Raw genomic sequence first — 23,544 nt, forward strand, 5'->3', positions numbered from 1 at the left:
TGACTGGCTTAGGGAACACTCCGTTTCTCCGCACTACACGAATGCGTCAGCAACGCTGTTATTTTGCTTTTGCGGCAATTCTGGCGCGCAATTCGCCGCAATTATGCTGCACTGCGATGTAAACTGCACGTTGCGGCGTTTCCAACATGCTGCCAATGCTGTAGATGATAGAAAAATGACAACGCTTCTGGGTGGAGAGCGTGCAATGAAAAAGTGGGTTTATACCTTCGGCAACGGTGCTGCCGAAGGCCGGGCAGGTGACGTTGCTATATTGGGCGGCAAGGGTGCAAACCTTGCCGAAATGGCGAGTCTCGGCCTTCCCGTGCCCCCCGGCCTCACCATCATTGCCGATGCCTGCGCCCTTTATCACAAAAACGGTCATGATCTTCCCGAGGAACTGAAGCTTCAGGTCATGGCGGGCCTCTGCGGCATGGAAACCGTGACCGGCAAGACATTCGGCGGCAGCCAGACGCCGCTGCTGCTGTCGGTCCGATCAGGCGCGCGCGCCTCCATGCCGGGCATGATGGACACGGTTCTCAATCTCGGCCTCAACGACCGCACGGTCGAGGCGCTGGGTCACGATGCGGGAGATGCCCGTTTCGCCTGGGATAGCTACCGCCGCTTCATTCAGATGTATGCCGATGTCGTCATGGGCCTCGACCACGAGCTGTTCGAGGAAATTCTCGAAGACGAAAAAGGCCGCCTCGGCCATGAATACGATACCGATATGTCGGCGGTCGAATGGCAGCACGTCGTCTCGCTTTACAAAAAGCTGATCGAGGACGAGCTGGGCGAAGCCTTCCCGCAGGATTGTCACGTCCAGCTCTGGGGTGCGATCGGCGCGGTTTTCGCCAGCTGGACGAACCATCGCGCCGTGACCTACCGGCACCTGCACAATATTCCGGGAGACTGGGGTACGGCGGTCAACGTCCAGGCCATGGTCTTCGGCAATCTCGGTTCGTCATCGGCAACCGGCGTCGCCTTCACCCGCAATCCCTCCACCGGCGAGCCGGAGCTTTACGGCGAATTCCTTGTCAATGCTCAAGGGGAAGACGTGGTGGCGGGCATCCGCACGCCGCAATCCATCACCGAGGCGGCGCGTCTGATCTCCGGTTCCGACAAGCCCTCCATGGAAAAGCTGATGCCGGAGGCTTTTGCCGAGTTCCTGGCGATCTGCAAGCGGCTGGAAAACCACTATCGCGAGATGCAGGATCTGGAATTCACCATAGAGCGCGGCAAGCTCTGGATGCTGCAGACCCGTTCCGGCAAACGCACCACGCGCGCCGCCATGAAGATCGCCGTGGATATGGTCGAGGCCGGACTGATTTCGCAGGAGGAGGCCGTCTGCCGCATTGAGCCGTCGTCGCTCGATCAGCTGCTGCACCCGACCATCGACCCCGGTGTTTCCCGGCCCATCATCGGCTCCGGCCTGCCGGCCTCTCCGGGGGCGGCAACCGGCGAGATTGTCTTTACCTCGGAAGAGGCGGTCGCTGCCGAAGCGGAAGGTCGCCGCGTCATTCTGGTCCGCATCGAAACCAGCCCGGAAGATATTCACGGCATGCATGCCGCCGAAGGCATTCTGACCACGCGCGGCGGCATGACCAGCCACGCCGCCGTTGTGGCGCGCGGCATGGGCATCCCTTGCGTCACCGGCGCGGGTTCCATGCGCGTCGATATGCGCAACAAGGTGCTGATCGGCGTCGGCTGCATGCTCAAGCGCGGCGATGTCATCACCATCGACGGTTCTTCCGGCCGGGTGCTGAAGGGTGAGGTGCCGATGACGCAGCCGGAACTGTCAGGCGATTTCGGCAAGCTGATGCAATGGGCCGATGGTCTGCGCCGCATGACGGTGCGCACCAATGCCGATACGCCTGCCGATGCGCGCGCCGCCCGCGCCTTCGGTGCCGAGGGTATCGGCCTGTGCCGAACCGAGCATATGTTCTTCGAGGGCGACCGCATTCATGTGATGCGCGAGATGATTCTCGCCGAAAGCGAAAAGGGCCGGCGGGCCGCGCTCGACCAGCTTTTGCCGATGCAGCGCTCGGATTTCACCGAACTGTTCCAGATCATGCACGGCCTGCCGGTGACGATCCGCCTGCTCGATCCGCCGCTGCACGAATTCCTGCCGAAGACCGATGGCGAAATCGTCGAGGTGGCCGCCGCCATGGGCATGCCGCAGACGGTGTTCCGCCAGCGGCTGGATGCGCTGCACGAATTCAACCCCATGCTTGGCCATCGCGGTTGCCGGCTGGCCATTTCCTATCCTGAAATCGCCGAAATGCAGGCCCGCGCCATTTTTGAGGCCGCCGTTGCGGCAGCGCGCATGACAGGTGCGCCGGTCGTGCCTGAGATCATGGTGCCGCTGGTCGGCCTCCGCTCAGAGCTGGATTACGTCAAGGCCGTCATCGACACGGTGGCCGCCGAGGTGGCGGAAGAGACCGGCATGACGCTCGAATATCTGACCGGCACCATGATCGAGCTGCCGCGTGCGGCGCTGCGCGCCCATGTCATTGCGGAAGCGGCGGAGTTCTTCTCCTTCGGCACCAACGACCTGACGCAGACGACCTTCGGCATTTCCCGCGATGACGCGGCGCGTTTCATCAATACCTATCAGCGCAAGGGCATCATCGAACGCGACCCGTTCATTTCACTGGATTTCGATGGCGTGGGAGAACTGATCCGCATTGCCGCCGAGCGCGGTCGCCAGACGCGGCCGGAACTGAAGCTCGGCATCTGCGGCGAACATGGCGGCGATCCGGCCTCGATCCATTTCTGCGAGGATGCGGATCTCGACTACGTGTCGTGTTCGCCCTTCCGTGTGCCCATCGCCCGGCTTGCCGCCGCTCAGGCGACGCTTGCTGCAAAGGCCAGACAGGGTGAGACCGCCAGCAATGTTGCCTTCATTCCGGTCAGGGGTTTGGTTGGACGATGATCCGCCGCTCCACCACCACCGGCCGGTAGAACATGTCGCGGTTCATCTGCGCCTGCCAGGCGCGGTTGTCGGCGCGGCGGTCGAGATCGAGGTCCAGCAGGCATCCGGCCATCTGGTCCGTGCCGGTGCGGAAACCATACCCCCGGCACGTCGCCTCGTCCCGCGCCCGGCGCTCTTCCGGCGTCAGCGTCTGGCAGGCGGTAAGCGCCATGAGGGCGGCAAGCGAACCTAAGACGATGGAAACGCGCATTTTGTTTCTCCCTGGAACATGACAGTCGTACGGCACTTTTATCGCCGCGATTGATACGCCTGTTTCATGATCGGGAAAAGCCGCGTCTGGGCGGAAAGTTGCATCGGGGCGAGCTGTCAGACTTGTTTGGGGCGCTCCATTTCGGCGCGCATCCAGCTTGAGTCTCCCCAGGTCGAGAGCCAGATCATCAGGTCGGTGAGAAAGCCGATAATCGGCAACAGCAACCTGTGACCCATGCCGCGCGTCGTCTGGTTTTCCTCAGCCTCTCGCAGATGAGCCAGTTCCTGTTCCTGGATAGAGGCAATCAGCTGATGAAGCTCAGTATCTCTCGTTTGCAAGAAGGCCAATTGGTCTTCCAGATGGCGGTGAACAGTACTTTCCACGGCCTCGGTGCAAATCCAGACCATGTTGCGTCCGCCCAATGCGGTCAAAAAGCCGAGCAGATAACCTCCAAGGCTCCAGAACGCCATTACGCGACAGGGCCTCGCTTTTCTGGATGGCATGGCTTCACGGAACTGGCGGCAATGATCGATTTCGTCTTCCCGCATTTCATGAAGAGCGGGCACGATGTCCGGAAACAATCGACGGGCCATCCAGATCTGTGCTCCGTAGATGCGAATAGCGCCAAACTCGCCTGCATGATTGACTTTAAGAATGCGGCGAACGGTAAGAGCCGGATCGTGTTTGCCACTATCGGACATATGAAACGTTTACCTGAGTGTTTTCCCGTTCGGGCCTGCCGGTTGGATTGGCTTCCAGTGTCTCTGACAAAACTAAATGAATTGCACAACGGTCTTCCAATAATGACGCCAGACGCGATTGCAGCCGCTCAGCTCTTTATTGCTGGCGGCTGCTCTCATGGTGACATCGCTAAGATGATTGAAATCGTCGCTGGCATTGATCGTGGCAGCAAGAAAGTGGTGCACAGGTAGCAGCCGCCACTTGCTTCACTCAGGCCGCCACCGCCTCCCGGTCATCGAGCGCGTCGATGTCCTTGGCGTTATTATAAACGGCCTCATCCAGAATGCCTTCGCGCTTGGCGACGATGGTGGGCACCAGCGCCTGACCGGCGACGTTGACCGCGGTGCGGCCCATGTCGAGGATAGGGTCGATGGCGAGCAGCAGGCCCACACCTTCGAGCGGCAGGCCGAGCGTGGAGAGCGTCAGCGTCAGCATCACCACGGCACCCGTGAGACCCGCCGTTGCGGCCGAGCCGAGCACCGAGACGAAGACGATCAGCACATATTCCTGGATGCCGAGCGGCACCTGGAAGAACTGCGCGATGAAGATCGCCGAGATCGCCGGATAGATGGCGGCGCAGCCGTCCATCTTGGTGGTGGCGCCGAGTGGCACGGCGAAGGCGGCATATTCGCGCGGCACGCCAAGGCTCTTTTCCGTCACGGTCTCGGTGACGGGAAGGGTGCCGATGGAGGAGCGCGAGACGAAGGCGAGCTGGATGGCCGGCCATGCGCCCGCAAAGAAGCGTGACGGCTTCAGGCCATGAGCGAGAAGCAGGGCCGGATAGACAACGAAGAGAACCAGCGCCAGACCGATATAAACGGCCGCCGCATACCAGCCGAGCTGCGAAAGCGTCGTCCAGCCATATTGATCGACCGCGCGGCCGAGCAGGCCGATGGTGCCGATGGGGGTAAGGCGGATGACCCACCACAGGATCTTGCGCACGATGGAAAGCAGCGACTGGTTGAAGGCGAGGAACGGCTCTGCCGCCTTGCCCGCTTTAAGTGCCGCGACACCGAAGGCAATCGACACCACGAGCAGCTGCAACACGTTGAAGTTCAGCGAGGTGCTGGCGGAACCGTTGGTGACTTTGGTCGAGGCTTCGAGGCCGAAGACGTTGGCCGGGACGAGACCCTTGAGGAAGTCCAGCCACGAACCCGTGGAGGAGGGTGCCGCCGCTGCCGTATTGGCAATCGCCGTGTTGACGCCCGGCTGAATGACGAGGCCGAGCACGATGCCGATGACCACGGCGATGAGCGCGGTGATGGCGAACCACAGAAGCGTCTGCCAGACGAGCTTGGCCGCATTGGAGAGGTTCTTGAGATTGGCGATGGAGGCGACGATAGCGGTAAAAATCAGCGGCGGCACCAGCGCGCGCAACAGCTGCACGAAGATGCTGCCGATGGTCTGCAACGTCACCGAGAGCCAGTTCTGGCCGCCTGTGGCGTCCGCGCCGATATTGCGCGCAATGAGCCCGAGCAGCAGGCCGATGACCATGGCGAACAGAACCTGAAAGCCAAAATTGCGATAAAAGGGTTTGGGCCCGGATGAGCGGGCGGGCGTCGTTGCCTGTGACATGACTTGTCTCTTTTTTATGCAAGAAAACGAGGATGATGCACTTTTTACACGCATTCTCGAAGGAAGGATCGAGAATATGCGAAATCCATTGTGAATTAAGGGATGAGCTTGCGTATTTGTTGCACTATCGGTGCATTATTCTCTTAAGCGGAGGGAATTCGGAAAAATATTCCGCCCAATCGTCGCCTTGACCCCTCACGCGCTCGAAACGATGCCGGAGGCTCGGAGCTTATAGTTTGGCGGTGCCGTAACATCATACTCCGTCACCCCGGACTAGATCCGGGGTCCATTGCGATCAAGTCCTTGATCGCGAGAGGCTTCTTTCACGGCGCAGACGCGCCGTGGCTGGATGCCGGATCATCCTCAGGCCTGACCCGAGGACGGGCATGACGGAGGAAAGGTTTGCGCACTTTAGCATCGCATCAGACCCGTCCTTTGTTTTCCTCACCGCAAATCCGGTCTATGACATCATATGCAGGTGATTCCCTTGCCAGATTTCGGGTGCAACGCTTTTACGCCAATGCGATCTTACGGATATCCGCTTCCATGACTGTGCGTTTCGTCCGGCCTTTTTCGGTTGCAGCCTATCTTTCCCGCTATCTTGGTCTGGCGGCGCTGGTGCTTTTCCTCATCGCCGCCGGTATCCACCGCTTCGGGCCGCTGACGACGCCCGATCTCGTCGGGCTGCTCATCATTGCCGCCTGTATTGGGCTGGTGGCCGTGCTTCTGGCGGTGATCGGTCTCGAACGGCTGTGGACGAAAGGCGCGCGCGGCGGCCTTTCGGCGCTTGCAGCCCTGCTTTTGTCGGCGCTGCCGCTCGGCGTTGTCGGCTATGGCGCATATCTCTATTGGCAGCAGCCGAAGATTTACGACATCTCCACCGACCTGTCCGATGTGCCGCAATGGCTGGCACCGCCGGTTGCCAACCAGCAATGGCTGACAAGACCGGCAATTGTTGCCAAAGAGGACCGCGATGCGCAGGCCGTGGCCTATGCGAGCCTTGCCGGACGCCGTTACGAAGGCGCGATCGACCGCATCTACACCGCCGCCAAAAAAATGGCCGCCGCCCAGAATATCCGCATCACCCACACCAAAGGCGTCATCGGCGCGGTGGAGCCGCCCTCGCTCGGCGTTCCCGAACAGGACAAGACGTCGCCCGCCGAGGAAGCGCCGGTCGAAGACCTGCCCTCCATCGTGCCGGTTCCCATGGCCCGGCCGCTTGAGGCGCCGCAGCCCACCTTCTTTAACGGCAGCGGTGTGGTGCTGATGCAGGGCGAGACGCGCACGCGCATCTGGGGATTGCGGTTCGACATCCTCATCCGCCTGAAGGAAGAAGCGGAAACCACCATCGTCGACATGCGCGTCGCCTCACGCTACGGTCCGCACGATCTCGGCATGGGTGCGGCGATCGCCGAAGCCTATCTCGATGCGCTGGATGCGGAAATGCAGGGGCTGAACGACAATTAGGCTATTTGTGACGTTGTGACGCTGCCGCTTGTTTCTTCTCCCCGCCGGGGAGAAGAAACAAGCGGCACTCGCTCGCCCCTCAACGGGTAGGGCCACAACAAACTGTGAAATATTATCCGTCAGGAATACCGGCTCACGCCGGAAAATACTCCCCCAGCAGCGAAGGCGCACCGTCCGTCCGCACCTCGCCCTTCTCGATCAGGTCCTCGATATGGGCAAGCACGGAAAGGGCCGCCGCCCCGTGCAGGCGTTTGTCGGTGCTGGCGTAGATCACCTTCACCATGTCGGCAATCCACCGGTCGCCTTCCCGGATGCGTTTCAGAACCGCTCTTTCCCGCATGCGGCGGTGGGCGCGCAGCCCGCGCATGAAGGCGGCGGGATCGTTGACCGGTCCGCCATGGCCGGGCAGGAACAGCCGGTCGTCTCGCACAAGCAGCCGCTCCAGCGAGGCCATGTAATCGCTCATCGAACCATCCGGAGGCGCAACGATGGTGGTGGCCCAGGCCATGACGTGATCGGCGGAAAAGACGATGCCGCTGCCATCAAGCGCGAAGGCGGCGTGGTTGGCGGTATGCCCCGGCGTATGCAGCGCCGTGAGCCGCCAGCCGTCGCCGGAGAGGCTCTGCCCGTCGCCAAGCGCCACATCCGGCACGAAAGCCGTGTCGGAGCTTTCCGCAAAGGGATTGGTCTCGCCCACATGCAGCGGCCGGGCGGCGCGGTGCGGACCTTCCGCGACCGTCAGCGCGCCGGTCGTTTCCTTCAGCCGCCGGGCGAGCGGCGAGTGATCGCGATGGGTATGGCTGACGAAGATATGGCTGACCTCGCGACCCTTCAACGCCGCGATCAGCGCCTGAAAATGCACCTCATCCTCCGGGCCGGGATCGATGACGGCGACGGAACGGTCTCCGACGATATAGCTGTTGGTGCCATGGAAGGTAAAAGCGGAGGGATTGTTGACGGTAATGCGCTGAATAAGCGGGGCGACAGGGACCGCCTCGCCATAGGCCGGCCTGAAATCGAGATCGAATGCCGGGTCCGCCATCGAGACCTCCTGAGATAATGCCATGCTATCCACAACACAGCCTCAGCCGCGCAATCGCCAAGCCCTAACATGCCATGTCAGGCGCGGCATCCAAAAAGCTTGGATTTTGTGAAAAAATAAGCCCTCAGGTCATTGCCGCGTCGGGCAGGCTTTGCTAATCAGGCCCGGTTCAGGCAGCGGCGTTTCGCCCAAGCTGCCCTGTTGGGGCGTCGCCAAGCGGTAAGGCACCGGTTTTTGGTACCGGCATTCCCAGGTTCGAATCCTGGCGCCCCAGCCATTTTATGACAAAAATCAAAAAGTGTGTTTGGTTCGGGGATAGGGCCCGTCAAACCAATGTTCGCAAGTCTCGGCGGCCATCGATCACGCGAACGATGTCCACGGATTGTATTTCACCGTCATCGGTATCGGGTACTGTCTCGTAGAGAATGACGTAAGGTGTTTCCACGAGCATGCGGGCGGATGAAAAGATCTCCGGATGGCGTTCTCCAAGACGCGGATGTTCGGCCAGACGCTCCACCTTGTAGCGGAACCGCGCGAAATATCGTTCTGCGGCCAGGGGCTGTGACTTGCCGATATCGATGTAGATGTTCTTCACGTCGGTGCGTGCACGGGGTGTCCAGACGAGCTTAGCGGGCACGGGTCTTCAACGAAGCCAGTTCCGCCCGCGCCTCATTAAGCGCCTGGTCAAAATCTACCTCAGTTGAGCTGCCACTTTCTTTGCCCTCGGCCCACAATGCGCGCAGCTTGGCAATATCGCCGCGTCGCTGGACCCATTTTGCCGACCAGTCGCGCAGCGCCTCGCGGATAACCTCGCTTCCGCTCGCGTAAGCACCACTTTCCACGGCGTCGCGCAAGATTTCGGCGTGCTGGGGTGTCATCGAAACACTGATTTTTTCCACGTTGGCCATGCTCGTCTCCATGGAGGCTCTGGTAGCAATTATTACCACCAAGTTGATTTGAGCACCAGACGTTTCGGTCTCAGTGCGTTTAACAACAATTCACTTGAACAGGCCTGTGGCGAGAGCCTGAAAACGTCTCCTCCGTCATCCTTGGGCTTGTCCCAAGGATCTAAACACGTCGACAAAATCAATCTGTTGCAGATCCTCGGGACAGGCCCGAGGATGACGTCGGAGTGTTTGGCAAGGTTTGTTTTCAACAAAAAGCGCCGCGACTAAAAAAAGACGCGGCGCTTTCATTTCGTAGGGTTGGACGGTCCGCCTTACAGCGCGATATCCGGAACCTTCTTCACCGGCGCACCCGCGGGTGCCGGTGCGGCCCCCTTCAGCGCATCAAGATCGATCTGCGGCGGGGTCGGCAGTTGCAGGTGTTCGGACGTATAGGCCCATTCCTGCTGTACCTTTTCCGGGTCGTCATTGAGCTTGGTGCCGTAGCTCGGCACGATCTGGCGAATCTTGGCCTGCCATTCCGGTGTTGCCACCTTGTCCTTGAAGACCTTTTCCAGAACGCTCAGCATGATCGGTGCTGCGGTGGACGCGCCCGGTGAAGCGCCGAGCAGACCGGCGATGCTGCCATCCTGCGCGGCGACGATTTCCGTGCCGAGCCTGAGGACGCCGCCCTTTTCCTCGTCGCGCTTGATGATCTGCACGCGCTGGCCCGCCTGCCACAGGCGCCATTCGCCCTGCTTGGCGTTGGGGAAATATTCCTTCAGCGCGGCGAAACGGTCATCATCCGACATCATCAGCTGGCCGGCGAGATATTCCACCAGCGGATATTCGTCGATGCCGACACGCACCATCGGCCAGGCATTGCTTGTCGTGACGGAGGAGACGAGATCGAAATAGGAGCCTTCCTTCAGGAACTTGGTGGAGAAGGTGGCGAAAGGTCCGAACAGGATGACGCGCTTGCCGCCAAGCACGCGGGTGTCGAGATGCGGAACCGACATGGGCGGCGAGCCGACCGAGGCCTTGCCGTAGGCCTTGGCCAGATGCTGCATCGTCACATCAGGGTTTTCGTTGATCAGGAACGAACCGCCAACCGGGAAGCCGGCGTAGTTGTCGCCTTCCGGGATGCCGGACATCTGCAACAGGTGCAGCGCGCCGCCGCCGGCGCCGATGAACACGAATTTCGCATCCACGGTGTGTTCGGTTTCGGTCTTGAGGTTGCTATAGGTCACGCGCCAGCTGCCATCGGCATTGCGCTGAATATCGGAAACCTCGCTGTTGACCTGCAGGTCGAAGTTCTGGTCGCTCTGCAGATGCGACACGAATTGGCGGGTGATTTCGCCGAATTCCATGTCGGTGCCGAGCGGAGACCAGGTCGCGCCGATCTTCTGGGAAGGGTCGCGGCCTTCCATCATCAGCGGCACCCATTTCTTGATCTGTTCGGGGTCGCTGGAATATTCCATGCCGGCGAAAAGCGGGCTGGCTTTGAGCGCCTGATAACGCTTTTCCAGAAAAGTGACGTTTTCATCGCCCCAGACGAAGCTCATATGCGGCGTGTGGTTGATGAAGGAGCGCGGGTTCTTCAAAACGCCGTTGCGCACCTGCCATGCCCAGAATTGCCGGGAAATCTGGAAGGATTCGTTGATGTTGACGGCTTGGGCGATCTTGACGTTGCCGTTGTCGTCTTCCGGCGTGTAGTTCAGCTCGGCAAGCGCGGAATGGCCGGTGCCGGCATTGTTCCAGCCGTTGGAGCTTTCAAGCGCCACGCCGTCCAGCCGCTCGAGCATCTGCATCGACCAGGTCGGCTCAAGTTCGCGCAGCCACACACCGAGCGTCGCGCTCATGATACCGCCGCCGATCAACAGCACGTCGACCTTTTTGGTCGCGGTGTCGGCGTGAAGCGGGGAGGTGGGCAGCGCTGCCGCCGCAAGCCCTGCAAGTGCTGTGCCGAGAACCTGTCGACGGTTCATGGGAAGCGCATGGGAGGAAAATGCGTCTGAAGGAAGATCAGTGAGCTGGGATTTGTCTTGATCGATGGGGGTCACGGCCATACCTGACTCTTGTTTTGTGTTAAAAACACTCCTCCCGGCCGCCCCGTTACAGCAAAGCACAAACCGGCACAACCCTGATACAATCACCCCAGTTCAAGCGCTTTTGCAAGGATTTTGCCGAGACATGAGGCCGCAACGGCGATTATGGCGGCTTTGCCGATTGTCATTTTTATGGTCGTGAAGATTAGAAGCCGCTTTCAAACGGTTGAAAGGCTTCTCCGCACCCAATATCGCGGCAAGGCTCGCAATCTGCCGTTTGCGAGGCGGGATGGGCCGGGTGCCGCTGTTCCTGAATAAAAAATTTCAGAAAATGACAATGATCCCGGAAAAGTGAAAAGGCCCGCCGGTTGGGGCGGGCCTTGTTGTTCCGTTTTCCGGCCGGACACTCAGTTTGCGGCGAGGAATTCCGCGCAATAGCTCGGACCGTTGACGCCGGGGCGGTCGGAGACCGTGCGCACGGCGGTGATCCTGTAATCGCTGGCAACGACAAGCTGAACCGTGCAGGAGAGCGAGGCGGTGCGGGCTGGCGAGATCTGGCGACCCTTCTTGCCGTCCTTGCCTTCCTCGAACCTGGCCGGAACCGTGGCCTTCTTGTAGCCGCCGCGCCAATTATAGACGGTCGAGCTGCCGGTTTCCGTGTCGCTCAGCGGCGGGCCGAATTTTGCGAAGAAAATACCCGCGGACTGACCGACCCACCGCGTTTCAACGGGGCTCTTCTGGGTGAAGGAAGGGGCGGAGCCCGTCGATGTCGTGCAGGCGGAGAGCGCAATGGCGAGCCCTGCGAGCGTTACGCTGCGAAATTGCATGGTGAAATGTCCTTTGTGCCGAGTCCGGCTTCTCGCCGGTCATTCCGTTCCCCTAGCAGATTTGACGGCGACGGGCAGGGGAGGTGTGCTGCTTCACGAAAATTTCCTGCCACAATTGCTTTTTTGTAACGTTTTCCGGCATCCCGCCCTATGCCGCAAGCGCCTGACGCCCGCCTTATGCCGCGCCGCGAAAACTTGTCATAAAAAATGCAATATGCCGCTTGTCGAACGCCGGAGGCTGGTCTATAGAAGCGCCGCTGGTCACGGAGTGTAGCGCAGTCTGGTAGCGCACGTCGTTCGGGACGACGGGGTCGGAGGTTCGAATCCTCTCACTCCGACCAGCTTAAGCCCGATCTTTCCTGCGGCTTGCGACTGATCCCGATACTTCCTGAAAATCCCTGAATGAAATCTCGTACCGAAACCGGACCGTTTGAACCCCGGACCGGTCAGGATACATTTGCCGCCTGCGCCTGAAAATTGGGGCTTTGGCGACCGCACGGACAGTCAATTGCTCATTCTCGCCAGCGCGAGAATGAGAAAACGCAAACAACAGCCGTCGGCCAGAAGTAATAGCCTTAATGTAAGTCCAGTCGATCATCGTTAGCGGTAGCGGTGGTCACTACGCCAGTCCCGACGATCACGCCAATCCCTTCGGTCGCGCCAGTCGCGACGGTCATAGTCACGGTACTGGCGATCGCGGTCATAGGTGCGGTAATACACGCCTGTCGTATAGTATCCGCCGCTTCGGTATCCTCGATCGTCGACACAGCCGCTTAGGATGCCGACCGAAACCAGACAGATCGCTGCAGTCAAAATTTTCATAATCTTCATCTCCCAATGACGGACACTAACGTACGCTGAACTACGCAGTTCCATCGGTGAGAGAGTGACGCGTCGGCCATTAACAGGGCCTGAACGCAGTTCCACGGGTTTTCCTGTCAACAGTCGTGGCTGGACGGTGCCGTTATCGAACAACAATGGAGCCATTGTCAGCGCAGCCGCAGGGAACGCAACCGCGCCTCAGCCGTTCTCCATTCACAACAACAATGGAGGATAACATGCTGAAGGGTATTGCGCTGTGGGCGATGGGCGTCCCGATTTTCGTGATCGTTCTGCTTTATATGTTCGTGTTTTAAGCGGCGCCGAATACAGGCCCGTAACGAAAAAAGGCGACCGCCTGCGGTCGCCTTTTTCTGTTTATATCGGAACATCCTCAGTCGAGATCGCCGATCAGCCGCGAGGCGGTTGCGCCATCGGTGCGGCGGATGTCGATTTCGTCGCGGTGCTTGGCCAGAAGTTCGCTCGCCAGCAATTTTTCCGCGAGATCGGCGGGCAGGGAGAGAATGACCCGGTCGCCCTTTTCTTCCGTCGCGCCAACGCTGCGCTTGCCGGCAATCATGCCGCCGGCCACCGTGTTGTTGGTATCAGGATCGATGAGGATGAAGGAGCCGGTTGCCCGGTTCTGCTCATAGGCATCGAAGATCGCCGTCTCGTCGAAGGAGAGACGCACCTTGCCGATCGCATTCATCGGCAACGACGTCTCGTGCGCCTGCCACTCGCCTTCTTTCAGGTTGAGCTGGCTGACCGGCTGCACGCTGACACGCTGGCGGCGGCTGCCGCTTTTCAGCCAGTAGCGTTTTCCGGCTTCGATGCCGCCCGGCTGCAACGCCACGATCTGTGCGTCGAAGGCGAGCCCCGTCTGCGGCTGCGCCTCGATGGACACGATCATGTCGCCGCGCGATACGTCCACCTGACGGTCGAGGACGAGCGTGACGGCGTCACCCGCAACAGCGGCGTTGCGCAGCAGATCGAAAGTGACGATCTGCTTGACGTTGGCGACCATGCCTGACGGCAGCACGACGACGCTGTCGCCCGGCTTGACCGAACCGCCGGAAACCGTGCCCTGATACCCGCGGAAACTCTCGCCGGGGCGCGACACGCGCTGTACGGGGAAGCGGAAGCCACCCGATTGCGCCGAGCGCACCGTGGCAAGCTCCAGCGTTTCGACCAGCGTCGGGCCTTCATACCAGGGCATCGAAGCCTTGCCTGACAGCACGACATTTTCGCCCTTCAGCGCCGACATCGGAATGGCGGTGATCTGCTTGATGCCAAGGTCGGAGGCGAAATCGCGGAACTCGTGGGCGATCAGCTCGAAACCGGCCTTGTCGTAATTCGTCAGGTCGATCTTGTTGATGGCCAGCACAAATTGCCGGATGCCCATCAGTGCGGCGATGGTGGCGTGACGGCGTGTCTGTTCCAGAATGCCGGTGCGCGCATCGACGAGCAGCACGGCAAGATCGGCCGTGGAAGCGCCGGTCGCCATGTTGCGGGTATATTGCTCGTGGCCGGGCGTGTCGGCCACGATGAAGGCGCGCCTGTCGGTGGAGAAATACCGATAGGCGACATCGATGGTGATGCCCTGTTCGCGCTCGGCCTGCAAACCGTCGAGCAGCAGTGCGAAATCGGGCAGGCCGAGATCGTTCTGCTTGCCGCTGTCGCGGTGCAGGGTGGCGGCCTGATCTTCCTTGACGGCCTTGGTGTCCCACAGGAGACGGCCGATCAGCGTCGATTTGCCGTCATCCACGCTGCCGCAGGTGATGAGACGAAGCGGGCGCGTATCGCGCGTCGCCTTCGAATGTTCGGCAAAGGGCAGAATGGTGGCCGTGGAGGCGTTGTTGGTCGCAGCGGCGGTCATCAGAAATAGCCCTCGCGCTTCTTCTTCTCCATCGAGCCGGACTGGTCGCGGTCGATGGCGCGGCCCTGCCGTTCGGAAACGGTGGCGATTTCCAGCTCGGCAATGACCTCCTGAAGCGTCGCCGCCTCGGAACGGATCGCACCGGTCAGCGGGAAGCAGCCGAGCGTGCGGAAGCGGATCGAGCCGTGCTGGACCTCTTCGCCGGGCAGCAATTCCAGCCGCTCGTCTTCGGCAAGGATCATCATGCCGTCACGCTCGATATAGGGGCGCTCCTCGGCGTAATAGAGCGGCACCAGCGGAATGTTTTCCGCCTCGATGTAACGCCAGATGTCGACTTCGGTCCAGTTGGAGAGCGGGAAGGCGCGCACGCTTTCGCCCTTGCGGACCATGCCGTTATAGATGTTCCACAGTTCCGGGCGCTGGTTGCGCGGGTCCCATTTGTGGTCGGGCGTGCGGAAAGAGTAGATGCGTTCCTTGGCGCGGCTCGCCTCTTCGTCGCGGCGTGCACCACCGAAGGCCGCATCGAACTGGCCGGCATCGAGCGCCTGACGCAGCGCTTCCGTCTTCATGATGTCGGTGTAGAGCGCCGATCCATGGGAGAAGGGCGTCACGTTTTCCGTCTCGCCGCGCGGGTTGGTGTAGGAAATGAGATCGAGATCATATTCCTTGACGATCTTGTCGCGGAATTCGATCATTTCCTTGAACTTCCAGCCGGTATTGACGTGCAGCAGCGGGAAGGGCACGCGGCCGGGGAAGAATGCCTTGCGCGCTAGGTGCAACAGCACGGAACTATCCTTGCCGATGGAATAGAGCATCACGGGATTGTCGAATTCGGCGGCGACTTCGCGGAAGATGTGAATGGCTTCGTTTTCAAGCGCCTTCAGATGGGGATCGAGCGGCGGCTTGGATGCGACAGTATTCTTGCTGTCCGTCTCGTGGACTGCGTTGGACATTGTGAACTCCGGAAATGGTCTGAATGATTATCGTTGCGGAATGGCGGAGATGGCGGATGTCTGTTCCGCACCGGCGACGTGAAGGCCGCATTCGCGCTTCTCGTCGTTTTCCCACCACCATCGTCCGGCGCGCTCAGGCTCACCAGGCTTGATGGCGCGTGTACACGGCTCGCAGCCGATGGAGGGGTAACCACGCGCATGCAACGGATTGACGGGAATGTTTTCAGACGCGACATAGGCCTGGATCTGTTCGATGCCCCAGTCCGCCAAAGCATTGATCTTGATGAGATTGCGCTCAGTGTCGAACTCGGCGAAAGGCGTGGTCGCGCGGTTGCCCGACTGGCCGCGACGGAGCCCGGTGATCCAGAAGGCAGCGCCTTCCAGCGCCTTGCCGAGCGGGATCAGCTTCCTGACATGACAGCAGGCGTGGCGGGCCTCGATGCTTTCGTAAAAGCCGTTGAGACCGTATTTTTCGGCATAGGCGTCGATATCGTCCTGCTCGGGCCGGAAGCGGCGGATTTCGATGCCGAAGCGCTCTTCGGTTTCATCGATGAGATCGACGGTTTCCTTGAAGAGCCGGCCGGTTTCCAGCGTCACGACATCGATCGGCAGGCGATGGGTGCCGATGGCCGCCGTAATGACCTGATCCTCGATTCCGAGGCTGGTGGTGAAGACCACGCGACCGCCGAGACCGGCAATGAAGGAAAGTCGTCCCGCAAGATCGAGCCCGGCAAGCGCGGCGTCCAAGGATGCGGTATCGGCAGAGGCATTTGCTGAATTGATCGTCATTGTCACGTCCGGGATTTCCATGGCCGATTATTGTTGAAATCCGGCCTCTGGAACAGAAATGACAGTCCTTGTGCGCTGCACTTGAGAGCAAAAATGCCTCACGCGCGCTTTGTATGAGCAAAAGATGCCCGTTCACCTTCTTTGCAGCTTGGATTTGAATTGTGACAACTTCTGCGCTAAGTCGGAATTGCCGGGTTCCCGGGCTTGTGGTCTACTGGTTTTACGATGATTTCGCAGAAGGCAAAATACGCGCTGAGGGCGCTCCTGTCGCTGGCAAAGGCCGACGGTGGCTGTCCCGTGCAGATTTCCGACATTGCCCGCGAACAGGCCATTCCGAAAAAATTCCTGGAGCAGATCCTTCTTGAAATGAAGAAGGAGCGCATCGTCGAAAGCAGGCGCGGCAAGCAGGGCGGTTACCTTTTGGCGCGTCCGGCCTCGGATATCACCTTCGGCGAGGTGCTGCGCCTGATCGACGGGCCGCTCGCGCCCTTGCCCTGCCTGTCGCAGACCGCCTATCGCCGCTGCGAGGATTGCGATGGCGAGAAGCAGTGCGAGATACGCCATGTGCTTGCCCGCGTGGCCGATGCCACCCGCAACATCCTTTTCAATACCACCATTGCCGACGCCCTGGCAGGTGTCGAAGTGCCCGAGCTTTTGACCGCCTGACGAAAAAATCGTCTAAAAGGTCAGAATATTTTTCGTCTCAGGCGCAAAAAATCGTCAAAAATGTGAAACGATTTTGCATTCAGCAAAGTTTTACACGACGCTTGTTGCGTGTTTGGCTTATGCTGCGTTGTATTTGTTGCCCGGGGAAACGCTCTCGGGAAACACTTTTTCGATCGTATTCGGCCTCATTGACCAACTCTACCGGTCCAGTAGAGTTAAGCCATATTCATCAGGAGGGAATACCGATGTCTAAGCTTCTGTCCGGTTTGAGCGTTGTCGCTCTCGGTCTTTCTCTGGCTCTTGGGGGTGTTGGTTCGGCGGCTGCGCAAACCAAGCTGCTTAATGTGTCCTACGATCCCACCCGCGAACTCTACAAGGATTTCAACGAAGCCTTCGCCAAGAAGTGGAAGGCCGATAGCGGCGAAGATATCACGATCCAGCAGTCGCATGGCGGCTCCGGCAAGCAGGCGCGCTCGGTCATCGATGGTCTGGAGGCGGATGTCGTGACGCTGGCGCTGCAGAGCGACATCGATGCCATCGTTCAGAATTCCGGCAAGATCAACAAGGACTGGCGCACGCGCCTGCCGCATAATTCCTCGCCTTACACCTCCACCATCGTTTTCCTGGTGCGCAAGGGCAATCCGAAGGGCATCCATAACTGGGGCGATCTGGTGAAGGGCGACGTCCAGATCGTCACGCCGAACCCGAAGACATCAGGTGGCGCGCGCTGGAATTATCTCGCGGCCTGGGCCTGGGCGAATGAAGAGTTCAAGGGCGATCAGGACAAGATCAAGGCCTATGTCGGCGAAGTCTACAAGCGCGCTCCGGTTCTCGATACCGGCGCCCGCGGCTCCACGGTCACATTTGCACAGCGCCAGATCGGCGACGTGCTGCTGGCCTGGGAAAACGAGGCCTACCTTGCCGGTCAGGAATTCGGCGCCGATGCGTTTGACATCGTCGTGCCGCCGATCTCGATCCTCGCCGAACCGCCGGTGGCCGTGGTTGACGCGAACGTCGACGCCAAGGGCACCCGCAAGGTGGCCGAAGCTTATCTGCAATATCTCTATTCCGACGAAGGCCAGAATATCGCGGCGAAGCACTTCTATCGTCCGTCGAACCCTGCGGTCGTCTCCAAGGATCTGCTCAAGCAATTGCCCGACATCAAGCTCGTCACCATCGACGACCCGATCTTCGGCGGCTGGGCCAAGGCGCAGCCCGAACATTTCGGTGATGGCGGCATCTTCGACCAGATTTACAAGCCCGCCAAGTAAGCGGATGATGGGCTGAAACGAGATCGCCCGCCCCACGAAGGGAAACTCGAAAAGCAGATCAATCGACCGGACACCATGCCGGTCGATACTTTATAATAAGGGCCGGGGAACACCGGCTCCCAGAGAGCATTTCCAGGAAAAGTGGATCCCGGTTTTCTGTCCGGAAATGCGCCAAACAAAGATTATCCGGAGCCTTGATGAGCAATAATACATCCGGAAACAGGTGGAAGTGGCGGCAGTCGAGCGTAATACCCGGCTTTGGCCTGACGTTCGGTTACACGGTAATCTATCTGTTTCTCATCATTCTTATTCCGCTCGGCGGCCTTGTCTGGTCCACGGCGAAACTTGGTTTTGCAGATTTTATTGCGATCGCCACCGACAGCCGCACGCTGAATGCGCTGCGCGTCAGTTTCGGCACGGCCTTCATCGCGGCACTGGTGAATGCGTTTTTTGGCGTCATCGTCGCCTGGGTTCTGACGCGTTACCGTTTCCCCGGCCGCCGCTTCGTTGATGCCATCGTCGATTTGCCTTTTGCCCTGCCGACGGCGGTTGCCGGTATCGCGCTGACCACGCTTTACGCCAATCGCGGCTGGGTCGGCGCGCTGTTCGAACCCTTCGGCATCAAGATCGCCTTTACCCCGACCGGCATCGTCATAGCGCTGATCTTCATCGGCCTGCCATTTGTCGTCCGCACCGTGCAGCCGGTCATGGAGGAGATAGACCGGCAGGTGGAAGAGGTGGCGGCAACGCTCGGCGCCAACCGTTTCCAGACCATCACCCGCGTTCTGCTGCCAAGCCTGACGCCCGCCATCCTGACGGGTTTCGCGCTCGCCTTTGCGCGTGGCGTGGGTGAATACGGCTCGGTCATCTTCATCGCCGGCAATATTCCCTACGTCTCGGAAATCGCGCCGCTGCTCATTGTCATCCGGCTGGAGGAGTTCAACTATGCCGGCGCGACCGCCATCGCCACCATCATGCTGATCATCTCCTTCGCCATGCTGTTCCTCATCAATCTCATTCAGGCCTGGAGCCGCAAGAGGTACGGTTATGTCTGACGCTTCCCGCACCTCGTCCCGGCCGTTCCGCGATCCCGCCAGCGAAAGCCTGCCCGCCCGGCTGGTGCTGATTGCCATCGCCTTTCTTTTCCTTGCGGCGTTCCTCGTTCTGCCGCTGGTATCGGTGTTCTTCGAGGCCTTCCGCAAAGGGGCTGACGCCTTCTGGGAGGCGATCGTCGAGCCGGATGCGCTGTCCGCAATCCGCCTGACGTTGCTCGTCGCCGCCATTTCGGTGCCGCTCAACCTTGTTTTCGGCGTTGCGGCCGCCTGGGCGATCGCGAAATTCGAGTTCAAGGGCAAGGCGTTCCTGATAACGCTGATCGACCTGCCGTTTTCGATTTCGCCGGTCATATCAGGCCTGGTCTATGTCATCCTGTTTTCGTCGCACAGCGTGCTCGGGCCATGGCTGAAGAGTTACGGCATCGAAATCCTGTTCGCCGTTCCGGGCATCGTGCTCGCCACCATCTTCGTGACCTTTCCCTTCGTCGCGCGTGAGCTGATCCCGCTGATGCAGGAGCAGGGCAATGGCGACGAGGAAGCGGCGATCTCGCTGGGCGCAACCGGCTGGCAGACCTTCTGGTATGTCACGCTGCCGAATATCAAATGGGGCCTCCTCTACGGCGTGCTGCTCTGCAACGCTCGCGCCATGGGCGAGTTCGGCGCCGTCTCGGTAGTATCGGGTCATATTCGCGGTGAGACCAACACCATGCCGCTGCATGTCGAGATACTCTATAATGAGTACAATATCGGTGCGGCCTTTGCTGTGGCGACGTTGCTTGCCGGTCTGGCGCTGGTGACGCTCGTTCTCAAAACCATTCTCGAAATACGCTTTGGCGCGGGCAACGCAGCCGGCAAGCATTGAAAGGCATATTCATGGAAGTGAAAGTTTCCGGCATCACCAAGCAGTTCGACCGCTTTCCGGCGCTGAACGACGTGTCGCTCGACATTCGCTCCGGCGAGCTGATCGCGCTGCTCGGTCCCTCCGGTTCCGGCAAGACGACGCTGCTGCGCCTCATCGCAGGTCTGGAACAGCCGACCGCAGGCCGCATCTTCTTCGGCGATGAGGATGCCTCGCACCGCACGGTGCAGGAGCGCAATGTCGGTTTCGTTTTTCAGCATTACGCGCTGTTTCGCCATATGACGGTGGCGGAGAACATCGCCTTCGGCCTGAAGGTGCGACCCTCAGCCAAGCGCCCGCCAAAGGCCGAGATCCGCAGAAGAGTTTCCGAACTTCTCGACATGGTGCATCTGACCGGTCTCGAAAAACGTTACCCCACCCAGCTTTCCGGCGGCCAGCGCCAGCGTGTGGCGCTTGCCCGCGCGGTTGCCATCGAGCCGAAGGTCCTGCTTCTCGATGAACCCTTTGGCGCGCTCGACGCCAAGGTGCGCAAGGAGCTGCGCCGCTGGCTGCGTGAATTCCACGACCGCACCGGCCACACCACCGTCTTCGTCACCCACGATCAGGAGGAAGCGCTGGAACTGGCCGACCGCGTCGTCGTCATGAGCCAGGGCAAGATCGAGCAGGTCGGCACGGCGGATGATGTCTACGACACGCCCAACTCTCCCTTCGTCTTCTCCTTCATCGGCGAATCCTCCAGCCTGCCGGTGACGATCCGCGACGGCCAGGTGGTGTTTCAGGGTGAAAACATCGGTGTCGCCGAAGGCGGCGCAGGTGAGGGCGAGCTTTTCTTCCGCCCGGAAGATGTGGTGCTGACGGACGAGAAAAACGCGCTTTACGGCAAGGTCACCACCTGTCGCCGCCTCGCCGGCACCCGCATCGCCGAAATCGACATCGCCAATAACGGCCATGAACCCTATCACCTCGAAATCGAGGTGCCGCTGAACGCCGCCGTGGCTGTTGGAGCCGAGCTGCGCTTTCGCCCGACCCGCTGGAAGGTATTCGGCAAGAAGTAGGAGAGATACCGGCTGCGACTATCCTCAGTTCCCCGTCATATCGGCCTTGAGCCGGTATTCTTTCAGCTCAAGGCCTTGGCTGAAAGAACTCTCTCCGCCGCGCGAGGTCCGCGTCGGCTGGATGTACAAGACGCTTACAACACCCACACCTCATTCCTGTGCTTGTCACAGGAATCCAGCCGGCGCGCGTCTGCGCGGCGAAAGGGCTCTTTCAGTCCAAAGACTTGGTCTGGCTGGATCTCTGTGACAAGCACAGAGATGAGAGAACCGGATGAACGCACTGATAAACCCGGAAACGGAAAAGGGTCGCCAGAGGCGACCCTTCCATGAGCTTGGTCCTGTTTACAGACCCGGGACTGTTTCTCAACGTTCCGAAGGCAAGAGGTTTTTACGCCGAGGGCTGCCCCGTCGAAAACCTACCCTTTCCATTGCCTGCACCAGAGACCGAAATCTCATTAGACATTGGATCACCTCCTTCCGATACGTTGAACATAACTAGAAGGTAGTACGATTCGCCGTTAATGCAAGAGGTAGTCGTTCAAGACACTACCAAGCTGATTACGCCGCTTCTTCTGCCTTCACGTCGAATTCGAAGTGGATGCTGTGGTAGGGAAATTCGATACCGTCCTCGTTCCTGTCGATGATGCCGGCATGGAGGAGCGTCGTCACGTCACGATGAACGGCCTGCACATCCCGCCCCACTCGGCGTGCGACCTCGCGGATCGAGAGCGGCCCCTGTCCGGCCAGAGCCTTCACGATGGCAAGACGCAGAGGCGCTAAAATGCGGTGCAGGTCCTCATAGCTGGAAAACGCCACCGACGGTTTTGCCGCCACCGGCTTTCCGGACATTGCCAGATTTCCGGCAGCGACAAACCGGCCTTTGATGTCGTCGATTGTGCTGAGGCGGACGGTGAGTGTGGTCATGACAAAATCCTTTCCATATCAGCCTGAAAAGCATCGAAGAGGGCTTCAAGCGTGGTGAACTCGATTGCGTCCTCACGCTCCGCCATGTGGCGATGATCACCTTTGCCGCGTTCATTGTCGTAACGCAGAACACATTCCCCTTCGACCACAAGCGCCAGCCGGTATTTGAAAGGATGGATGCTTCCGGGAACCGGTTCAGGCAGATGCCACAGGACAACCTCGAAGAAGGCCGTTTCATCGATCACTTTGCGGGTTTTCTCGATAAATACCGCCTTTGTGTTGTTATTCATGACAACGTCTCCGTCTGTTGTCAATGAAAACAACGTCGGCGGCGCGCAATCACGACACCCGCATCACGATCTTGCCGATGTGGTTGCTGCTTTCCATCAGCCGGTGGGCCTCTGCAACCTCGTCCAGCGTGAAGACCTTGTTGATGACGGGCGCGACCTTGCCGCTTTCGATGAGCGGCCAGACTTGCTCGACGAGATCGTCGCGGATGGCGCGTTTTTCGTCGGCGGTGCGGGGCCGCATGGTGGAGCCGGTGACGGTGAGGCGCTTGACCATGATCGGCCGCAAATCGACCTTTTCAGCCACGGCGCCGCCCAGAAAGGCGATGATGGACAGGCAGCCGTCCTTGGCAAGCGCGGCGATGTTCTTTTCGAAATAGGCCGCACCGATCATGTCGAGAACCACATCGACACCCTTGCCATCGGTCTCGGCCTTGATGACTGCGGCGAAGTCTTCATCGCGGTAGTTGATGGCGCGTTTGGCGCCGAGCTTGACGCAGGCCTCACATTTTTCCGCAGAGCCCGCCGTGGCGTAGACATCCGCGCCAAAAGCTCTGGCAAGCTGGATGGCCGTCGTGCCGATGCCGCTGGTGCCGCCGTGGATCAGCACGCTTTCCCCTTCAGTCAGGCCTGCCATCTGGAAGAGATTGGCCCAGACGGTGAAGAAGGTTTCCGGCAGTGCTGCGGCTTTGACGGCGTCATAGCCCCTGGGGAAGGGCAGGGCCTGTCCGGCCGGCACGGTGCAATATTCAGCGTAACCGCCGCCATTGGCGAGTGCGCAAACCTTGTCGCCCGGCTTGAACTCGTCGACGCCTTCACCCAGCGCAACCACCTCTCCGGCGATTTCGAGGCCGAGGATCGGGCTTGCATCCTTGGGCGGCGGATAGATGCCCTGTCTCTGTGCGACATCGGGACGGTTGACGCCCGCAGCCTCGACCTTCACCAATATCTCGCCTTTGGCGGGTTTCGGCAAAGGCGCTTGTGAAAGCCGCATCACCTCCGGTCCGCCATGGGAGGGGAGGTCGATGAAGCGCATTTTTTCGGGTAGGGTCGTGGTATCGGACATGGGTGAGGGCAACTCCCTAAGGATTGGCGTTACCTTAAAATGTAGGCCGGATGCGTCCTTTAGGAAAGGCGGCTCTTTGACGCTGGAGTACGTTGGGTGTTGTTGGTTCGCATGGGCGTGGAGTGCGCGGCTTTACCCCCCTCTGCCCTGCCGGGCAT

General features: G+C 59.9%; 22 protein-coding genes and 2 tRNA genes. 9 read left to right on the forward strand and 15 right to left on the reverse strand.

What is annotated here, in order from left to right:
* The first annotated feature begins 205 nt into the window (after positions 1-205).
* Positions 206-2,932 (forward strand): pyruvate, phosphate dikinase, encoded by a 2,727-nt coding sequence (gene ppdK / locus RS75_RS13230; protein ID WP_045021118.1) that lies wholly within the window; start codon positions 206-208, stop codon positions 2,930-2,932.
* Here the strand turns inward: ppdK and RS75_RS13235 are convergent.
* The 3 genes from RS75_RS13235 to RS75_RS13245 all read right to left on the reverse strand — a co-directional run bounded on the left by RS75_RS13235 (position 2,910) and on the right by RS75_RS13245 (position 5,498).
* On the reverse strand, positions 2,910-3,182 hold the full coding sequence (locus RS75_RS13235; RefSeq protein ID WP_045021120.1) for a hypothetical protein: 273 nt from the start codon (positions 3,180-3,182) through the stop codon (positions 2,910-2,912). The genes ppdK and RS75_RS13235 overlap by 23 nt on opposite strands.
* A gap of 116 nt (positions 3,183-3,298) precedes the next feature.
* A complete protein-coding gene (locus RS75_RS13240) occupies positions 3,299-3,883 on the reverse strand; it encodes a demethoxyubiquinone hydroxylase family protein (protein WP_045021123.1) in 585 nt (194 codons plus the stop codon).
* Between the two features lie 250 nt (positions 3,884-4,133).
* Complete coding sequence (locus tag RS75_RS13245; RefSeq protein WP_045021125.1) at positions 4,134-5,498, reverse strand: dicarboxylate/amino acid:cation symporter; 1,365 nt, start codon at positions 5,496-5,498, stop codon at positions 4,134-4,136.
* Positions 5,499-6,044: 546 nt separating this feature from the next.
* Between RS75_RS13245 and RS75_RS13250 the strand changes: the two genes are divergently transcribed.
* Positions 6,045-6,965, forward strand: coding sequence for a DUF1499 domain-containing protein (locus RS75_RS13250; RefSeq protein ID WP_045021127.1), 921 nt, complete (start codon positions 6,045-6,047; stop codon positions 6,963-6,965).
* 133 nt (positions 6,966-7,098) lie between these two features.
* Here the strand turns inward: RS75_RS13250 and RS75_RS13255 are convergent, their stop codons facing one another.
* Positions 7,099-8,007, reverse strand: a complete 909-nt coding sequence (locus RS75_RS13255) for an MBL fold metallo-hydrolase (RefSeq protein WP_045021129.1) — start codon at positions 8,005-8,007, stop codon at positions 7,099-7,101.
* 202 nt (positions 8,008-8,209) lie between these two features.
* On the opposite strand from RS75_RS13255, the gene RS75_RS13260 reads away from it, so the two are divergent.
* Positions 8,210-8,284: transfer RNA gene (locus tag RS75_RS13260), tRNA-Gln, on the forward strand.
* Positions 8,285-8,332: 48 nt separating this feature from the next.
* On the opposite strand, the gene RS75_RS13265 is transcribed toward RS75_RS13260, so the two are convergent.
* From RS75_RS13265 to RS75_RS13280, 4 genes are all read right to left on the reverse strand, one after another.
* Positions 8,333-8,644, reverse strand: a complete 312-nt coding sequence (locus RS75_RS13265; protein WP_045021131.1) for a type II toxin-antitoxin system RelE/ParE family toxin — start codon at positions 8,642-8,644, stop codon at positions 8,333-8,335.
* Positions 8,634-8,915 (reverse strand): type II toxin-antitoxin system ParD family antitoxin, encoded by a 282-nt coding sequence (locus RS75_RS13270; protein WP_045021132.1) that lies wholly within the window; start codon positions 8,913-8,915, stop codon positions 8,634-8,636. The genes RS75_RS13265 and RS75_RS13270 overlap by 11 nt, the downstream gene beginning before the upstream one ends.
* Positions 8,916-9,226: 311 nt before the next feature.
* Complete coding sequence (gene mqo / locus RS75_RS13275; protein ID WP_045021134.1) at positions 9,227-10,960, reverse strand: malate dehydrogenase (quinone); 1,734 nt, start codon at positions 10,958-10,960, stop codon at positions 9,227-9,229.
* Between the two features lie 386 nt (positions 10,961-11,346).
* Complete coding sequence (locus RS75_RS13280) at positions 11,347-11,766, reverse strand: hypothetical protein (RefSeq protein ID WP_045021137.1); 420 nt, start codon at positions 11,764-11,766, stop codon at positions 11,347-11,349.
* A 264-nt stretch (positions 11,767-12,030) separates the two neighbouring features.
* Here RS75_RS13280 and RS75_RS13285 point away from each other — a divergent pair.
* Positions 12,031-12,107 (forward strand) — tRNA-Pro (locus RS75_RS13285).
* A gap of 259 nt (positions 12,108-12,366) precedes the next feature.
* Here RS75_RS13285 and RS75_RS25635 read toward each other — a convergent pair.
* The 4 genes from RS75_RS25635 to RS75_RS13305 form a co-directional block, all read right to left on the reverse strand.
* Positions 12,367-12,588: a hypothetical protein gene (locus tag RS75_RS25635; RefSeq protein WP_084686862.1), complete on the reverse strand. Its 222-nt coding sequence runs from the start codon at positions 12,586-12,588 to the stop codon at positions 12,367-12,369.
* 391 nt (positions 12,589-12,979) lie between these two features.
* Positions 12,980-14,461, reverse strand: a complete 1,482-nt coding sequence (cysN, locus tag RS75_RS13295) for a sulfate adenylyltransferase subunit CysN (RefSeq protein WP_045021141.1) — start codon at positions 14,459-14,461, stop codon at positions 12,980-12,982.
* Positions 14,461-15,414, reverse strand: coding sequence for a sulfate adenylyltransferase subunit CysD (gene cysD / locus RS75_RS13300; RefSeq protein WP_045021143.1), 954 nt, complete (start codon positions 15,412-15,414; stop codon positions 14,461-14,463). Before cysD ends, cysN begins: the two co-directional genes overlap by 1 nt.
* Positions 15,415-15,441: 27 nt before the next feature.
* Entirely contained in the window at positions 15,442-16,224 is a 783-nt protein-coding gene (locus RS75_RS13305) for a phosphoadenylyl-sulfate reductase (RefSeq protein ID WP_162484806.1), read from the reverse strand.
* 204 nt (positions 16,225-16,428) lie between these two features.
* Here RS75_RS13305 and RS75_RS13310 point away from each other — a divergent pair, with 204 nt between their 5' ends.
* From RS75_RS13310 to RS75_RS13330, 5 genes are all read left to right on the forward strand, one after another.
* On the forward strand, positions 16,429-16,869 hold the full coding sequence (locus tag RS75_RS13310; protein ID WP_045021145.1) for an RrF2 family transcriptional regulator: 441 nt from the start codon (positions 16,429-16,431) through the stop codon (positions 16,867-16,869).
* Between the two features lie 245 nt (positions 16,870-17,114).
* The gene (locus RS75_RS13315; RefSeq protein ID WP_045021147.1) at positions 17,115-18,140 is read left to right on the forward strand and encodes a sulfate ABC transporter substrate-binding protein; all 1,026 of its coding nucleotides are present in this window, start codon (positions 17,115-17,117) and stop codon (positions 18,138-18,140) included.
* A 197-nt stretch (positions 18,141-18,337) separates the two neighbouring features.
* Positions 18,338-19,195 (forward strand): sulfate ABC transporter permease subunit CysT, encoded by an 858-nt coding sequence (gene cysT / locus RS75_RS13320; RefSeq protein WP_045021149.1) that lies wholly within the window; start codon positions 18,338-18,340, stop codon positions 19,193-19,195.
* Positions 19,188-20,057, forward strand: a complete 870-nt coding sequence (cysW, locus tag RS75_RS13325) for a sulfate ABC transporter permease subunit CysW (protein WP_045021151.1) — start codon at positions 19,188-19,190, stop codon at positions 20,055-20,057. Before cysT ends, cysW begins: the two co-directional genes overlap by 8 nt.
* 11 nt (positions 20,058-20,068) lie before the next feature.
* Entirely contained in the window at positions 20,069-21,109 is a 1,041-nt protein-coding gene (locus RS75_RS13330) for a sulfate/molybdate ABC transporter ATP-binding protein (RefSeq protein ID WP_045021153.1), read from the forward strand.
* A 558-nt stretch (positions 21,110-21,667) separates the two neighbouring features.
* Here RS75_RS13330 and RS75_RS13335 read toward each other — a convergent pair.
* From RS75_RS13335 to RS75_RS13345, 3 genes are read right to left on the reverse strand one after another with little or no spacing between them, the layout of a single operon-like run.
* Entirely contained in the window at positions 21,668-22,033 is a 366-nt protein-coding gene (locus RS75_RS13335) for an HVO_A0114 family putative DNA-binding protein (protein WP_045021155.1), read from the reverse strand.
* Positions 22,030-22,323: a toxin-antitoxin system TumE family protein gene (locus tag RS75_RS13340; RefSeq protein WP_045021157.1), complete on the reverse strand. Its 294-nt coding sequence runs from the start codon at positions 22,321-22,323 to the stop codon at positions 22,030-22,032. The genes RS75_RS13335 and RS75_RS13340 overlap by 4 nt, the downstream gene beginning before the upstream one ends.
* 49 nt (positions 22,324-22,372) lie before the next feature.
* Positions 22,373-23,386, reverse strand: coding sequence for an NAD(P)H-quinone oxidoreductase (locus RS75_RS13345; RefSeq protein ID WP_045021158.1), 1,014 nt, complete (start codon positions 23,384-23,386; stop codon positions 22,373-22,375).
* Positions 23,387-23,544: the final 158 nt, after the last annotated feature.

This window comes from Rhizobium nepotum 39/7 (assembly GCF_000949865.1).
In the GTDB taxonomy this organism is placed as follows: domain Bacteria; phylum Pseudomonadota; class Alphaproteobacteria; order Rhizobiales; family Rhizobiaceae; genus Agrobacterium; species Agrobacterium nepotum.